Source organism: Flavobacterium cheongpyeongense (assembly GCF_003202435.1).
GTDB lineage: Bacteria > Bacteroidota > Bacteroidia > Flavobacteriales > Flavobacteriaceae > Flavobacterium > Flavobacterium cheongpyeongense.
This window is the reverse complement of record NZ_QJHK01000010.1, coordinates 40,634-57,563: the sequence shown is the minus strand read 5'-3', so window position 1 is coordinate 57,563 and position 16,930 is coordinate 40,634. Positions and strand designations below refer to the sequence as shown.

The window sequence follows — 16,930 nt, the reverse complement described above, 5'->3', positions numbered from 1 at the left end:
CCATATTTTGATTTTTAAGGTAGTTAGGTTTTCATTGTTAGTTAGTATCAACTGCTTTTTGCAGTTCCAGTTCTTTTTTGGCTTCCAGTTTTTTCTTTTTTTTGAAATAGCCCCTAAGCAGGAAATTCTGTTTGGCTGCCTGCTCAATTTCAATTAGATTTTTTGAGCCTGTTTGTAAATTTATAAGGGTAGAATCTAAAGAATTGGACAATCTTTCGTCACTGATCAGTTTGGGCAGGATGCCTTTTCCACTATTTAGCTTTTGGGTAAAAATATTTAAATCAGCCACACTGTTCTCAAAACCGGAGAGTGTTTTTTTTATGCTATTGGCATAATAAGGATCTGTCATAAGTTTTGATAATGTACCTTCCTTATCGTTAATCTTTTTGGTAAAAACAGCAAATTCATTAGAGCTGTCCTTGAGGTTTTTCATTGTAACATCGATGCTTTTTGAAAAATGCTCATCGGTCAGCACTTTCGAAAGGGCACCTTTTCCATTATTAATTTTAGAACTGAATTCAGATAACTCCTTTGTTATAACCTCTGCATTGTCAATGCTTTTTTTGAGCCCGGCAATCAGGTCTTCCATTCCCACCGCTTCATTTGATGCAATTATATCGCCGTCTTTGACCACTGATGCAAAACTGTTTTTAGGAGAGATCGTTAGTATTTTATCACCCATTAGCCCATCCGAGCCAATACTGGCCCAGGCATCGGTTTTGATGTATTGATGTACTTCTTCCCGGATTATCATATTGACCACTACGGTAGAGTCGGAAATAAAAGAGATGTCTTTTATGGTTCCGATAGTGATTCCCGATAACAGTACATTATTGCCGTTTTTAAGTCCACTGACATTTTTGAATTTTGCTTTTAAGCTAAAGGTCTCACCAAAAAGGTTTTGGCTTTTGCCAATGAAATAAACCGCAACGAGAAAAATGGTCAGCGCCGCAATGACAAACAATCCTAATTTCCAGATATAATCTGATTTTTTCTTCATGATGGTATTATTTAAGCAGGAAAGCCAGGAGCCGCCGCGTATTGATTGGTTGCAAAAAAGAATGATTTGACCCATTGATCGGAACTGTTTTCGAGTTCCTTATAAGTGCCCTGCACATAGATTAAGCCATCTTTAATCAATATGATCCGGTTACCAGTCATTTTAGCGCAGATCATATCATGGGTAATGATAATGGAGGTTGTTTTGTATTTTTTTTGTACCGATAAGATCAATTCACTGATCTCCTGCGCCGTAATGGTGTCGAGACCGGCTGTTGGTTCATCGTAAAATATAATTTCGGGCTTGATGATGATCGTTCTTGCCAGGCTGATGCGTTTGATCATGCCACCTGATAATTCGGACGGCATCTTGTCAATAGCTTCTATGAGTCCCACACTGTCCAGCGCTTCGAGAATCTGCTTCTCTATGTTTTCTTCTGTCAGATGGTCAGCATGATGTTTCAAGGTAAAAGTCAAATTCTCACGAACCGACATCGAATCGTACAAGGCTCCATTCTGGAACATAAAACCTATTCTGAGCCTTATTTTATTAAGTTGTTTATAATTAAGCTTGGTGATATCAGTACCGAAGATTTCTAACTTCCCTTTGTCTGCTTTCAAAAGTCCAACCAGACATTTTATGGCTACTGATTTTCCGGATCCTGAACGCCCAAGAATAACCAGATCTTCCCCTTTTTTAACCGTGAGACTGATTCCTTTGAGTACTTTATTTTTTCCAAACGCCTTGTACAGGTTTTTGATATTTATGATGGGTTCTTCTTTCATGGTTTAGAAAAATAAATCGGTGATTTGAACCGCCAGCATATCGACAATAAAAATAGAAAGTGATGCAGTCACTACAGCTGAATTTGCAGCAAGTCCTACACTTGCCGTGCCGCTAGAGGCATTAAAGCCTTTGTAACAGCCGATAACTCCGATAAAAAATCCAAAGAAGAATGTTTTTATCGTTGCAGGCATAAGATCTAAAAAATCCAGATGTTCAATTACTTCTGAAAAGTACCTTCTCATTGTAATAGTACCGTGTACATTATAACCGATGTAACCTCCATAAATGCCAACTAAATCCGCAAAAATAACCAGCAGTGGTACCATTAGCGTTGTGGCTAATATTCGGGTAACCACCAGATATTTATAGGGATTCACGGCAGATACTTCCATAGCATCAATTTGTGAAGATACTTTCATTGACCCCAGTTCGGCGCCAATGCCCGAAGCAATTTTTCCCGCACAGATAAGGGCAGTAACCACAGGTGCTATTTCCCTGATCAGGGAAAGTGAAACCATGCTCGGCAGCCAGGATTCTGCCCCAAATTTTGTCATGGTCGGTCTGGACTGAATGGTCAGTACCAGCCCCATGATAAAGCCCGTGATGCTTACAAGGGGAAGTGATTTACATCCGATGGTATAACATTGTCGCAGGAATTCATTGATTTGAAAAGGAGGTACGAAAATTTCCTTAAAAAAACGCCCAATGAACAATGAAAAATTTCCTGCCTGTGTAAGCTGCTCTTTTACGATGGCTATCATTATAACTAGGTTTTGATATAGATTATAGTTTTAAAAACAATTTTATTGGGTTAGGACCTGATTTCCGTGCAGGTGAATTTTCTTCTCTTGACCGCTATAAAATTGAATTTATGCTGTTTTTACTGTATATCATTCTGGACTTTTCTGGCAGCACTTTTACCTGGCAGATAGATTTGAAAACCAAAAGAAGCATTTAGATTTCCCTGATAGGGTGCACTTCCCAGTCCAACCAGCGCATTATATTTTAAAAGGACTTCAAGTCCGATATTGGGGGTTATAAAGTAGGCAAACCCCGGACCGGCACTGATGTTAAGGCCATTGGTATTATCTGCATCACTCACATTAACACCTCCAAGCCCTATGGTGGCTTCACCGAAAAAACGGCTGTGTTTTATCACTTCTTGTTCTTTGCCGGCATAATAACGCCCTAATGCTCCAATACCGTAATTGGTAGTGGTTCCTGAATTTTTTGCTGTTTCAATTCCAAGGTCGATATAACCCCCAAGGGCAATATTGTCTTGTATGAACCACGCTATCTTAGGGGTAATCTCTGCGCTGATTATCTTTGAACCGTTTAATCCAAGATTGACATTAGCAAGATTTCCGCCGATTAGAATGTTTCCTTTCTGAATTTGGGCGGTCGCATTCAGCCCTATTGCAATGGCAGCAGTGGCTAGTAAAATGGTATAATTTTTCATTATTTTAGTTTTAAATATTTGTATTATTTCTCAGACAAAGGTGGGGCATTACAATACCTTTAGAAATGATGGATATCACTAACGGAAGTGACCCTTGTTACATTTTATTGGAAATTTTATAAAAAAAATCCCTGAATACGGAGAGGTATTCAGGGAAGATATTTTGTATTGCAGTATTTTTATTTAGAACAGCAGTACCATTTTTTATTCGGTAAAGGCATTCTATTCCGTCTTCATTGAAAAATAGCATTCCAGAGCGTTTTTTTCTGTTCTCATTTGTTGGTTTTCCGTTAATCAGAGTGTTCCCATTTGGAAATTTATCAACGTTGGTGATGATCATTTTTACGGTACCATCTCTTTCTACAATATTGATTCTCTCTACATCAATCTCGGTAAATTTTTGATTGCTATTGTTTTTAAAAGCTGAAGAGGCCATAAACACAAATCCAATGGCAGTAGCAACTGCAAAAGTTCTTAAAAATACTAATTCTTTGTTCATTTCTTTACTCATTTTAGTTAAACATAGCGCAAAGCTATTCTAAGTGTTTTCACTATTCAAACACAAAACAACGAGTTAAGGAAAAAATCAAATCAGCTAAGGAAATAGTGGATTAAGCTGATGAATAAAATGTAAAATGGATTTTCAAAGCCACACGATTGAAAATGGCGTGAAGCTGGAGCCTTTGCTCTCCTTTGCTGCTCTGCGCGAGTTAAAGATGGCCGATGAATTGATAATGAAATCGCGAGATTTGTAAAACATTTACTGAAAAAGGCAGGAGATTTTTAGTATGTACTATCTAAGGATATAATAAAAAATACGAAGTCGGGAGACTTCGTATAGCTGGGGGTAAGAATTTGAAAATTGTATTATCCCATAAAGTGTCAACTAAAAAAAGTATTAGGGTTTGCACAAACCCTAATACTTTTTTTAGAATTTCTAATTTATCTCATCAAAAAAATCCATATCAATTCTTTTTAATTGAATAGTTTCATCGATTTGAACCCCAACATTAAATTCAATAGCTAAATTTGCTAATTTTTTCCCATCAATAAGAATGATTTTATGCTGTTTACTTTCTGATGCAGTTTTTATTGCTTCTGGAGAAAATGAAGAAGTTGTTAGAAAGACACCTTTACTAAAACCTTTAATGGCTAATGAACCAATAAAATTTCTGATATCTCCAGAACCTGCATTATTTGTAGTAAATCTTTTTGCTTGAATACCAACTGATTCTAAACCTAGGACGTCTTGCAAGATTACTCCATCAATACCATTATCTCCACTAGCACCAGTAACCATCCCTGAATCTTTTCTGAATCCTCCATATCCCATTGATTGAAGTAATTGAACTACAAATTTTTCAAAATATTGGAAAGTATTTCCTTTTAAAGCATCTAATATGTCCGATGCTAATTGTTGATTAATCGCATCAATTGTTTTAGTAAGTTTTTCTTGTGGCGTTAGCTCTTCTTCCTCAATTTTACTTGATTCACTTTCTAATCCTTGAGATCCAGTGTTAGAATTAAAAGTAGATCTCCATTCATTATACATAGGAAATTGCAGCAATTCCTGCATTCTTAATTTCTTAGGATTTGTTTTTAGGAAATCTACACCAACTTGAGTTATTTGATATACACCACGTTCAGGATAATTTACCAATCCTGCATTTTTTAAATAGCTTCTCGACCAACCAACACGATTTCTAAATAAACCCATTTTCCCGCTAGGAACTTGTAAAGACAAATCTTCTGGAGTTAATTTAAAGTGATTAGCTAAATTCTCCATAACTTGACTTATCGACTGTTTGTTACCATCGCTTAAGTTTTGTAAAAATGGTAACATTATAGTTTGAAAATCTGGTACTGACATTGTTTTTTGTATATATGTTTATATGATTTAAAATATAGTAATAATCAATTTAGATTATTCTCTTGAAAATACATCAGCCAAACTCTCACTTTGAGCAATTACTCTATCGGCTTCCATCTTAGCTACATCTGGTGGATAGCCGTAACGCATTAATATTTTCTTTACAGTCAAACGTAATTGTGCTCTTACATCATCACGTTTACTCCAATCTACGGTTGCATTTTTGCGGATTACATCAACTATAGTATGAATCAAATCTTTCATTTTATCATCATCTAAAAAAGAAGTAGAATCATTTTCTTTAAGAACACTATAAAACGCATATTCTTCAGGCGTTAATCCTAGTTCTTGGGATTTTTTATCCTCCAATCGCATTTCTTTTGCAATCTCTGATAGCTCTTGTAATACCTGTGCAGAATCAATTTGGTTATTATGATAACGTTTTACAACTGATTCCAACATTTCAGAAAACTTCTTACCTTGAACTAGATTTTTTGTTTTGCGAACTTTAACTTCGTCACTCAATAATTTTTTAAGTAATTCAAATGCAAGGTTTTTTTGTTGCATATTTTTTACTTCCAACAAAAACTCGTCTGATAAAATGCCAACCGATGGAGCTTTTATTCCTGCTGCTTCAAAAATGTCAATAACACCATCACTTGACAAGGCTTCATCTACAATTTGTTTTATGGCAGTTTCTATTTCATAATCTGATTTAACCCCATTACTATTGAACTTGTTTATTCTTGATTTTACAGCTTGAAAAAAAGCAACGCCATCTTTTATTCTGTCAGCATCTGCACTAGGAATTGACATTGCAAATAATCTTGAAAGTAAAGTGACTTCTTTTAAAAAGCGGTCTTTTAAAGTGTCACTTGATAAAATAAAGTTTTGAGCACCCAACAAGATTTGTAACTTTTGAGCCGTTTCTGAACCAAAATAAGCTTTAAAATTATAGCCGTTAAACATTTGCTCAATCACCTCAAACTTCTCTTTCATTCCAGCAATAGCTTCTTTTATATCAAATATTGGTGTGCCTTCACCGCCACTTTGTAAATAGATTGCCATTGCGTTTCTTAAATCTTGACCAATTCCTATGTAATCAACAATTAATCCACCTGGTTTGTCTTTATATACTCTATTTACTCGTGCAATGGCTTGCATTAGATTTGCTCCTTGCATTTTTTTATCAATGTACATAGTACTCAAACTTGGTGCATCAAATCCGGTCAACCACATATCTCTAACAATAACTAATTTTAATTCATCATTAGGGTCTTTCATTCTCGTTGCTAAATCTTTGCGTTGTTTTTTAGTGGTATGATGTGGTTGTAACAAAGCAATATCATCAGAAGAACTCGTCATTATAACTTTTATGGTTCCTTTGTCCATATCGGAATTATGCCATTCAGGTTTTAAAGCGATAATTTCTTCATATAGTTTAGCGCAAATAGTTCTAGTCATACAAACAATCATTGCCTTACCTTCGAACACTTCTTGACGTTTATCAAAATGGCTAACAATGTCTTTAGCAATGTCTCTCAAACGGTCAGGATGTCCTACAACTGCATCAATAGTAGCTACTTTCTGCTTGGCTTTTTCCAATTGTTCTTCGGTAGCATCCGAAATAGCGTTGATTTCTGCGTCTATAGTGGCTGTTGTAACATCGTCTAATTTGATTTTAATTAAACGTGATTCATAACTAATAGGCACAGTTGCTCCATCGTCAACTGCTTGTTTAATGTCGTAGACATCTATATAATCACCAAAAACTGCTGGTGTAGATTTATCTTCTTTTTCTATTGGAGTTCCTGTAAATCCTATGTATGAAGCATTAGGTAAGGCATCACGTAAGTATTTTGCATTACCATAGCGAGTTTGCATACCGTCTTCTGTTTCTACTTCTTTACCTGCAAAACCATATTGACTTCTATGTGCTTCGTCGGCAACCACAACTATATTCGTTCTTTCTGATAAGGTATCGTAAACATTGCCAGTTTCTGGTGAGAATTTTTGAATGGTAGTAAAGATTACTCCACCACCAGAAATTTTTAATAATTCTTTAATGTGTTCTCTACTATTGGCTTGCACTGGTGTTTGTCTCAATAGCCCCACACAATTTCCAAAAGTTCCAAATAATTGATCGTCTAAATCATTACGGTCAGTTAAGATTACAATGGTCGGGTTTACCATTAGTGGATGCGTAATGATTTGTCCGCTATAAAAAACCATAGTTAACGATTTACCACTTCCTTGTGTGTGCCAAACTACACCTGCTTTTCTGTCGCCATCGGTGCTGTGAGTAGCTCGTATGGTTTGTGCTACTGCTTTTTGTACTGCATAATATTGATGATAAGCCGCTACTTTTTTTACCTTAGTTTGAAAAATCAATCCTGTTTTTTGGTCTTTCTTTTCTTCTGATTCAAAAACAGTACAATAGCGAATTAATTCTACCAACGTTTTTTTATCTAACATATATTCTGTTAGAATTTGTAACTCGGTTTTAACTTCACTTTTATTATATTTTGGTGCTTTCCAAGGTAAATATCTCGAAAAAGGAGCAGAGACACTCGATGCTTTGGCATCTATACCATCAGAAATAACACAAAGCGCATTGTAATAAAAAATACTTGGAACGGTACTTTTATAGGTTTGTATTTGTTGAAAGGCTTTTAATACCGTTGCTTTTTCATCTGTAGCATTTTTTAATTCGATAAAAACTAATGGTAAACCATTAATGTAAATCACTACATCAAAACGTTTTTCATTGTTGTTTTCTTTGACTACTAATTGATTGACAACCCAAAAACTATTATTGTCTATATTTTCAGTATCTATTAAAGTAACCGGAATACCAATAGTGTTTTCGCCTTTGGTGTATTCAACTGTTACACCATTGGTAAGATGGTTATGGAAACGCTCGTTGTTTTCCATAATATCTTCTGTACCTAAATTGATTACTTTTTGAAAGGCTTCCACTCGTGCTGATTCAGGAAGCGCAGGATTCAATTTTTTTAAACAGTCTTTAAATTGATTTTCTAAAATAACCGAAGCAAAGTTTTCTCTTTGTGAATTATCACTATATGGCGCAATGTCTGGACCATAAAAATAAGTATAGCCTTGCTCTTGTAATTGAGCAATTAGTGATTGTTCTATGTGGTTTTCGGTTATCATAAAATACTATATATTGTAATGTAGCTTAATTCTGTTTATCAATTGTAAATGATTATCCTTTAACTCCTTAATTGTCCATTGTGGTTTTTGCATAATTTTTAAAGAATTTGGGAAGGATTCAATACTATTATTAAAGTATTTAGTTTTCTTATCTGCAAAATCTAATCTACCTTGACCTGCATTTTTTCTACGACTAATTAAAACTAAATTTCCTAATTTGTGTGTCCATTCTTCTCTTTCAGCAGGCGTAAAATCATTTATCCATTGGCTTGTTGCTTCTGGGTTTTGTGGTAAAATATGCTCTACAGACATTTCACTATATGAGCTTCTTTTTTCAGAATACAAAGGAGCATCTAACAAGAAATCCACTTTTCTTAAAATATAACGCGCATATCTTCTACCATAAATAGTGTTAATATCTAAATCGGATAAGAATTGAGAAGTATTAAATTTGAATGCTAAATCAACAAACAACGTATTTAATTTATCGTCTTTTGAAGTATCCTCTAAAGCGTCTATTTCTTCAATTTTCTTGATAATAGAATTCATTGCATCAATTCTAGTTGTAGGTGTTTCTCTAGCAATCCAATCACCTGAAAATTTATTATCTAAAAGTTTTAAGAAATCAAATATTTTATGATCTCCAAAGTAATGACGGTACACTAATAATGGCGGAATCCAAATATCTGACAAGGCAGTATCTTGCATCACTTTTATTAAATTATCAAATGCCCAATTGTTATTGATATGGTGATTGTTGCCACTAAAAACTATGTCAAAGTGTGTTTTGTATTTTTTGATAATATCAAATGTATCATCACCCTTTTTTAATAGTGGAGCTACATTTTCATATTTTTTAGTAGTGTAATTAAATTTCTTTGGTTTGTAAATATTATCTTCAAATTCTTTTAATAGATTGTGCCTTGCTTTTTCTTTTACCAATATGGTTCTGATATATGATAAAAATAAATCAAAATCTTCTCCTAATTCACCTTCTAGTTCTTCCCAATATTTGGCGTATTCGGTTTGTTTTTCTTCGGTGCTAACTTCTTTAAGGTTTTGAGCTTTTAGTATATCACTATTACGCAATTTGATACCTCTATCATTCAATACTGTAAACAAACGGAAAGCATCTTCTAGTTCGCTACTTGCCACATAAACCAAAATAACATATTGACGTAAGTAAGGAAAGAAAGTGTCAATATCTAAATTATCCTCATTCTCAAACCATTTAGAAATGATTAAAATTGCGTTTGCCATATTTCTTATGGAAACATCTTTTGAAGTTGTTGCAAGTAGAACCAATTCTTCTTTTTTCTGCGTGCCGCCTTCTTCTTTAATGTAAGTATTGATAAAGGTTTCTACTTCTTTACGAATGGCAAATTCAATTCTTAAACGTTCAGGTATTCCGTCGTCAGGATTCCCTTTTTGGAATATCGCTTTGGCACAAGTGCTTTTTCTAGTTTCAGTTTTTGTAACGTCTCTAATAACTGCTTGTAATACATAAAGCGTAGTTAATCTTTGTTGACCATCTAAAACGCTGTTTTCTTGGTAACTTGTTCCTTTAAAATTTTTAGGTTCACAATGCAAAACCAAAGAACCTAAAAAATATTGACTGTCTGGTGTGTTGATAGCTGAATGAGAAATATCATCTAGCAATGAACTTATTTGGTCTTCTCCCCAAACATAAGGTCTTTGATAATCGGGTATACAAAACCACATATCTTCTCCAAAAACGTCTTTTATTGTTATTTTATCACTTGCAATTTGCTTGCCTGTTACTTCTATACTCATTATTTTATTTTATATTTTGAATTGTATTTTACTTTGTTATTATTAAAAATGTTGCAGTTTGTTTGTTTATATTAAAACATAATGTATCTTTGCACCATCTCAATGACCAAGTGTTAAAGGAGAAAAGAAGCCGCCTTAATCAGCGGTTTCGGCATTTATATACTCCTCATATTCTTTTAAATATTTCTGTAATCTGTGCTTATATTCTATAAAATAGGCAGTCCAAGGCAAAATAAAATCTATTCTATCGTCTAAAATTACTAGATATTGTGCTTCTTCGTGAAGAATTAATATTCGGTTATTTCTACCTCTTTTATTTCTCCATACTTTTAAACTAATACATTTCGATTTGTCTATTATTGGTTTGGGATAACCTATTCTTTCCATTCTTCTAAAATCAGGAATTCTTTCGTTTTCAATATCTCCTGAATGTGTAAAATGATAATAAGTATATTCTTTTCCATCTACTATTGGGTGTGCTTTAAGTCCCAACCTTTTACCTTCAAAAATGGGTTTGTTTATTACAAAGTCATTTCTAAAAATAGCATAAACTGCTTCATTAAAAGAATGGTAATCACCTCCAAATTCATTTATCTCTATTATTTCGGGTAATGTAACTAGCTTCATACATCCGAATTTTTAGGTTTCCAAATAAATATGTTGGTTTTCATTTCCTTATACAAGGTTGAATTTAATAGGCTATAACCTGACCTTTCCTGAATTCTTTTTATAATAGAAACTTTAGCTGCATTAGAATTTAAACCTCTATGTAAATATCCAACTGCACCAATTAATAAATCCGCTAGAGGTAATAATTCTACTTCGTGAGATTTAATTTGTTGCAGGTTTTTTATAATTTTTTTATCATAATCATAATGGCTACTGCGCAACACTTCTTTTAATTTATCTACTTTTTCTTGACTTTGTGTATCCTTTATGTCTATATAGATGTTATAAGAATTACTAGGTTCTAATATTACTTTGATTAAATCAAAGTACATTTTATAATAAAAATCATCGTGGGTTTGATTGAATTTTTTGTGGTCAAGAATGTCTTTGTTTACCACAATGGCTCTAAAATGCAAATCATCATCATCAAAAAAATAATCAATTAAATTGATATAAAAATCCTGTTTAGCCGGTGAAACTTTATTCCATTTTACTTCAAAATTTTCAGCTAAACCGTGTTTAATTTTAATTTCTTTAAGGCGTTTAAAAATTTCTTTTTTCTTATCTTTTAAACACCAAATGCCACCTAAAACCATTGTACTACTTGTATCATTGGGCAAATGGCAACTTTCATCACAATATATATTATATTCCATTAGCTTATTAGTTTTTAAATTCATTTACCCTTATCTCACCACTCATTAATCGTGGCAATAATTCATCTCGGGTTTGAGTTAGTGATTTGATTGTAGTTTTATTTAAAGAAATTTTAGTTGTAGTACTATCTGCTATTTCAGAAAAACGCTTAATCAAACTAAAATCAATAGGAAGTAATAACTGATATTCTGGAATAGCTTTTTTTGATAAATGTAGCACTGTTGTTCCATTTGAGTATCCAACACAATGTCCTTTGAAAGCTTTATCTTTCATTAGATAATATAAAAAAGAGGAGCTTATATCTTTGTGTATTGATACAACTTTTACCAAATCCATCGTAATATACATTTTTTTAAATCCACCATCATCAAATATGAAAGCAGGATTGCCCAAAACTTCAGCATCTTGTGTCAAATCTGTATGAGCTACTACAAGGTCGCCAATTTTAACTTCTTGATTTTCTTTTGGGTTTCCTCTGAAAGGTTTAAATCCTCTAGTTTGAAACCCACCATTTCTATCAAAACTCTTCAAGGTTACTAATACTTCATCGCTGTATTCAACTAATTCGCTTCCTTTGTATGAATATCCATTTACTATATCTACTAACTCATTTAATTGAAATATTCTCCAACCATCAGGTAAATCATCTCCAATTTGATATTTTCCAAACCATTCTGTAAAAATAGTTTGTGCTGTTGCTTCAAGTGTTTTGTTTTGGGCTTGCAATAACTGTATTTTATCATCAAAAGCAGTTAGAATGGATGCTATTGATTTTTGTTCAGATATTTGAGGAAGGTATATTGATAAAGTTCTAATTTCTTGGAAGTTTATATTTGGTTGAGCAGATTGACTAGGAATTGATTTAAAATATTTTACTGTATTAATATCACGTAATTTATACCATAAAAATATATGGTCAACAATGTTTTTGTCAACAGTAATTATAGCAACTGCTTGATTTGTATTTGCAGGTAAATGTTCTTCTTTTACTAATCCTGTTTTGCCTAAATATTCTCCTGCCATTGACAATAAAATATCATCAACTTTTAATTGAGACCTTTTTAATTCTTCATTTACTTTATTTGTGATTTTCACGAATTTATTACTTTCTAAAAAACCACCATAATTTAATGCGTCTGATTTAATGTAATTAATATCATCGTTGTTAGAAGAAAAAGTTTTAGGTGTAGTTCCTTTTGTTATTCTTTCAACTACTTCTCCTAAAGTAGTTTCCACCCAACCATTAGGTGTTTTTTTTACTTCACTCATAACGTCAAACCAATTTTAGCCAATTGTGTAGCAATTTCATTATTCAGTTCAGCTTCTTTGTCTATTTGTAGTTTTAAGGTAGAAGTTAATGCTGCCATTTTCGTTTCAAAAGAAATACCATCGTCTTCTACCGCTTCAATGCCTACATAACGCCCAGGTGTGAGAACGTGGTTGTGTTTTTCTATTTCTTCAATACTAGCACTTTTACAAAAACCTTTTATGTTGTGGTAGTTTTCGCTTTTACGCCAATTGTGGTAGGTGTTGGTAATTAAATCAATATCTTCATCAGCTAAATCACGGTGTACACGGTCTTTCATATAGCCCATTTCGCTAGCATCTATAAATAACACCTCACGACTATGGTTGGCTTTTTCTCTTCGCAAAAACCAAATACAAGCAGGTATTCCTGTGTTGTAAAACAATTGTTTAGGTAAAGCCACAATACATTCTACCAAATCGTTTTCTACTAAATTTTTACGTATTTCACCTTCGCCACTAGTATTAGAGCTCAAAGAACCGTTAGATAAAACCGTTGCCATGACTCCTCGTGGGGCTAAGTGGTATAACATGTGTTGCATCCAACCGTAGTTTGCGTTTCCACTTGGTGGTGTACCGTATTTCCATCGTCCGTCTTCTTGTAAAATATCAACACCCCATTCGCTTTGATTAAATGGTGGGTTGGCTAAGATATAATCGGCTTTTAAGTCTGGGTGTGCATCTTTTAAGAAAGTACCTTCGGTATTCCAAGCTACAAATTTGGAGTTGATGTTTCGAATGGCAAGATTCATTTTAGACAATTTCCAAGTGGTTTGGTTGCTTTCTTGTCCGTAAACGGTAATGTCTTTTATGTTTCCGCTATGTTCTTTTACAAAAGTATCACTCATTACAAACATTCCTCCACTACCACAAGCTGGATCATATACTCTGCCTTTGTATGGTTCTATCATTTCGACCATCAATTTTACAATACTTTTAGGTGTGTAAAATTGTCCTCCTTTTTTACCTTCAGCATTAGCAAATTCTCCTAAAAAGTATTCATATACTCTACCAAAAAGGTCTTTAGAGTTGAGGTTCTCTACTTGTAGTTCGGTATTAGAAATTAAGTCAATTAATTCACCTAATGAGGTTTTGTCAAGATTGGCTCTACCATATACTTGTGGTAAAACGTTTTTTAGTTCTTTGTTTTCCTTTTCGATGGCTTCCATAGCTTCATCAATGGTTTGCCCAATAGTAGGCAATTTGGCATTGGCGTGAATGTGACTCCAACGAGCTTCTTTAGGTACAAAAAACGTGTTAGCTGCTAAATATTCGTCTCTATCTTCAGGGTCAGAGTATTCATCAGCTTTTAGTTTGTCGTACAATTCACCAAACGATTCAGAGATGTATTTCAAGAATATTAAACCTAATACAACGTGCTTGTACTCGGCAGCATCAATATTTTTTCGCAGTTTATCTGCTGATTTAAAGAGTTTTTGTTCAAAAGTAGAATTATCGGTTTTGGCCATTTTATAATTTGTAATGAATTTAGATTTAGCGTTGTGTTTGTAAATTGTTCAGGGGAGAAGTCGTCTCATAAGGGACTTTGCCAGAGGGAACTACTAATGAGGCAGGGCCAACATGTGTATCTTGGTCATCAAAGAAAATATGCGCTCCAAAAGCCTCCAATACTTTGTCTTTTGGCCATCCTCCCAAGAAGTAAACCTCATCAATATACACTCCCCATTTTCTTAATGTTTTGATTACTCGTTTGTGTGAGGGAGCATTTCTAGCTGTTACGATTGCTAGTCTTAGGGGAGAGTATTCAATTCGAGTGGGAAGATATTCCTGTATTTTGGAAAGTTTAATCAATAATTTAGCAAAAGGACCTTCGGCTAAGGCGTCATTTTCATGTTCCTTTTCATATTTGTGGAATGGACCCATTCCTTCAGTTTTGTATCTTAATTCAGATTCTTCAGAAAAAATTACGGCATCTGCGTCAAAAGCAATTTTTACTCGAGAATCAATTGGATTAAATGATGTAGGTGGAGCGTAAAGTAATGCAGCAGCACAATCTTTGTTATCTATCACTGTTTGTACATCTTTAGTGTCTTTAGAAAGAAACAAATCAACATAAAACGCATTTATGTAAGGCGATAACGGCTCTCCACCTGTAAATGCCACTCTAGTAATGCCTAATTCGTGATTCTCAATCGAGTTAAGGACTCTAAATCCTGTTTCGGCACTGTTTTTTGACATTACAACGACTTCCACTATTTGTTTATTGGCTATTTTGTTCAATTCCATTAAACTTTTTACTAAATAAAAAGCGGTACCTGGTTTGAGAATTTCATCTTCATTTTCTAATTGGTATTTTCTAAACGCTTCAATGCCTTCATTTTCAAAGACTTCATTTTCTTTTTCTAAATCAAATAAAGCTCTTGTTGAAACTCCAATTACTAAAATATTAGATAAATCTATTGGCATGTGTTTTTAGATGAGTAGTGTGTAATTAAAAAATTGTAATAGTATTATTGCGTTAAAAGTAAAGAATATTACATAAATAACCTATTCAAATAATGAACGAGTTTCTTGATTTTTCATATTTAAACTGCTAATCATTTGAAAACAACTTTTTACTCTTAGAATCGCAAAACTATACTTTATAACTAGTTTTTAATTACGGTATTCCTCATTGTGATATTTTTATGGGTTTAAAAATTTAAGAGTTTAAAGTTGTTGTAATGAAGTGTGAGTGTAAAGGTCGGGGAATAGCACAGCTCGCGAGTTATCCTAACCGGATTATCTTTTATCTCTTGGTCATTGATCTCGCGTGATTTTAGGTAATCTATTTTTACAAAAAGAAATAGTTCACCTAAACGTTACGATTTAAGGTATAACCAAAACAAAAAAGCCTGTAAATCCTAAAATTTACAGGCTTTTGCCCTGATTTGAAAGAGCATCATCATAAAACCGTTTTATTAAATCGGCCTACCCATTGATTTTAATTTGGCTTACTACAAGATTTGATGTTGCAGAGGCTATCATTTTTTTAGAAAGAAACATATCCGCTTTTACGTTGATTACCGATTTTCCTTTTTTAACAACAGTTGTTTTTACTAGTACAGTATCGCCTTCTTTCGCTGGGCTAAAAAATTCCACATTTAGATTAATGGTGGGGAAGAAATATTCTGTACCTAAAATCATAAAATTAACACCGATACAATCGTCAAACATGCCACAAATAACACCTCCGTGAAGCGTTCCAGCCGGATTAGTCATTTCTTTTCTTACTTCAAATTCAAATTCAACTGAGTTTTCATCCACAGCAAGCACCGTCCCATTGAGCCATTTGGCATATGGAGACGGACTTCCTGAAAATGGTTTTCCAATAAAACTTTGAAGTAATTGTAATCTATTATTTTCCATTTTGTTTCTATTTTTTATTTTTTTTGACTAGCTAAATTCTTTTTGATTTTCATCATTATGAAATCGGGAGTAACTCGAGGTAAATTCGAAATAAACCAATTTGTAAAACCTACTATTTTTTTAGTTTTTGTATTAAGCAATAATTTGACTCCTTCTTGAGCTACTACTTCTGGAAGAACAGGTTTGTTTGTTTTATACGCATTAGTTGCAGCCATTTCAGTGGTTGTAAAACCGGTATCAATTGGACCAGGACACAATGCTTTTACCATGACGCCTGTTCCTTCTAACTCAGCATTCACTGTTTCTGAAAATGCCAATACAAAAGATTTAGTAGCCGAGTAAACCGAATAGTAAGGAAAAGGTAAAAAGGAAAGTAAAGAAGCTATATTCATAATATTTCCAGAATCTTTTTTCACCATATCTTGCGAAAAAAGCTTTGTAAGCACTACCACAGAAGCGATATTGAGTTCAATCATATTTAACTCTTCCTGAAGTGAAGTCTCTATAAAATTACCATAGTTGCCAATACCGGCATTGTTTATTAGGTAGTCAACCTCAAGTTTTTCTTTTTTAATTTCGTAATACAAAGCTTCTGCATTACCAGATAAGGATAGATCTTTTCGAACTATTTTTACTTTACTACTGTATTTTGATTCAAGATCATCTTTAATACTTTTTAAACGATCAAGGTTTCTTGCCACCAAAATCAAATTATAATTTTTTGAGGCAAGTATTTTTGCCATTTCTAAACCAATGCCTGATGAGGCTCCTGTTATTAGAATTGTTTTTTTACTCATTACAATAGAATTGTTTTTATTGTATTCGTGAATCTTCGATTTCATTTTAA

At 33.5% G+C, this 16,930-nt stretch carries 15 protein-coding genes; all 15 read right to left on the bottom strand.

Annotated elements, in window-relative coordinates:
* Window positions 1-37: 37 nt before the first annotated feature.
* A complete protein-coding gene (locus DMB65_RS12425) occupies window positions 38-1,000 on the bottom strand; it encodes an MlaD family protein (protein ID WP_110306968.1) in 963 nt (320 codons plus the stop codon).
* A gap of 11 nt (window positions 1,001-1,011) precedes the next feature.
* A complete protein-coding gene (locus DMB65_RS12420) occupies window positions 1,012-1,785 on the bottom strand; it encodes an ABC transporter ATP-binding protein (RefSeq protein ID WP_110306967.1) in 774 nt (257 codons plus the stop codon).
* A 3-nt stretch (window positions 1,786-1,788) separates the two neighbouring features.
* Window positions 1,789-2,547: an MlaE family ABC transporter permease gene (locus DMB65_RS12415; RefSeq protein WP_110306966.1), complete on the bottom strand. Its 759-nt coding sequence runs from the start codon at window positions 2,545-2,547 to the stop codon at window positions 1,789-1,791.
* A gap of 119 nt (window positions 2,548-2,666) precedes the next feature.
* Window positions 2,667-3,245 carry a hypothetical protein gene (locus DMB65_RS12410; RefSeq protein WP_110306965.1) on the bottom strand — a complete coding sequence of 193 codons (579 nt, stop codon included), beginning with the start codon at window positions 3,243-3,245 and terminating at the stop codon, window positions 2,667-2,669.
* Between the two features lie 97 nt (window positions 3,246-3,342).
* On the bottom strand, window positions 3,343-3,744 hold the full coding sequence (locus DMB65_RS12405; protein WP_230470661.1) for a hypothetical protein: 402 nt from the start codon (window positions 3,742-3,744) through the stop codon (window positions 3,343-3,345).
* Between the two features lie 438 nt (window positions 3,745-4,182).
* On the bottom strand, window positions 4,183-5,115 hold the full coding sequence (locus tag DMB65_RS12400; protein ID WP_110306964.1) for a restriction endonuclease: 933 nt from the start codon (window positions 5,113-5,115) through the stop codon (window positions 4,183-4,185).
* A gap of 54 nt (window positions 5,116-5,169) precedes the next feature.
* Window positions 5,170-8,289, bottom strand: a complete 3,120-nt coding sequence (locus tag DMB65_RS12395; protein WP_110306963.1) for a type I restriction endonuclease subunit R — start codon at window positions 8,287-8,289, stop codon at window positions 5,170-5,172.
* Between the two features lie 6 nt (window positions 8,290-8,295).
* Complete coding sequence (locus DMB65_RS12390; RefSeq protein ID WP_110306962.1) at window positions 8,296-10,083, bottom strand: DUF262 domain-containing protein; 1,788 nt, start codon at window positions 10,081-10,083, stop codon at window positions 8,296-8,298.
* A gap of 135 nt (window positions 10,084-10,218) precedes the next feature.
* Window positions 10,219-10,710 carry a hypothetical protein gene (locus DMB65_RS12385; RefSeq protein WP_110306961.1) on the bottom strand — a complete coding sequence of 164 codons (492 nt, stop codon included), beginning with the start codon at window positions 10,708-10,710 and terminating at the stop codon, window positions 10,219-10,221.
* Window positions 10,707-11,408: a DUF3800 domain-containing protein gene (locus DMB65_RS12380; protein WP_110307055.1), complete on the bottom strand. Its 702-nt coding sequence runs from the start codon at window positions 11,406-11,408 to the stop codon at window positions 10,707-10,709. Before DMB65_RS12380 ends, DMB65_RS12385 begins: the two co-directional genes overlap by 4 nt.
* Window positions 11,409-11,415: 7 nt before the next feature.
* Window positions 11,416-12,678: a restriction endonuclease subunit S gene (locus tag DMB65_RS12375; RefSeq protein WP_110306960.1), complete on the bottom strand. Its 1,263-nt coding sequence runs from the start codon at window positions 12,676-12,678 to the stop codon at window positions 11,416-11,418.
* Window positions 12,675-14,183 (bottom strand): class I SAM-dependent DNA methyltransferase, encoded by a 1,509-nt coding sequence (locus DMB65_RS12370; protein WP_110306959.1) that lies wholly within the window; start codon window positions 14,181-14,183, stop codon window positions 12,675-12,677. Before DMB65_RS12370 ends, DMB65_RS12375 begins: the two co-directional genes overlap by 4 nt.
* Before the next feature lie 25 nt (window positions 14,184-14,208).
* Window positions 14,209-15,141 (bottom strand): 5'-nucleotidase, encoded by a 933-nt coding sequence (locus tag DMB65_RS12365; RefSeq protein ID WP_110306958.1) that lies wholly within the window; start codon window positions 15,139-15,141, stop codon window positions 14,209-14,211.
* A gap of 504 nt (window positions 15,142-15,645) precedes the next feature.
* The gene (locus DMB65_RS12360; RefSeq protein WP_110306957.1) at window positions 15,646-16,083 is read right to left on the bottom strand and encodes a PaaI family thioesterase; all 438 of its coding nucleotides are present in this window, start codon (window positions 16,081-16,083) and stop codon (window positions 15,646-15,648) included.
* Window positions 16,084-16,097: 14 nt separating this feature from the next.
* Window positions 16,098-16,925: an SDR family NAD(P)-dependent oxidoreductase gene (locus DMB65_RS12355; RefSeq protein ID WP_110306956.1), complete on the bottom strand. Its 828-nt coding sequence runs from the start codon at window positions 16,923-16,925 to the stop codon at window positions 16,098-16,100.
* Window positions 16,926-16,930 lie beyond the last annotated feature (5 nt).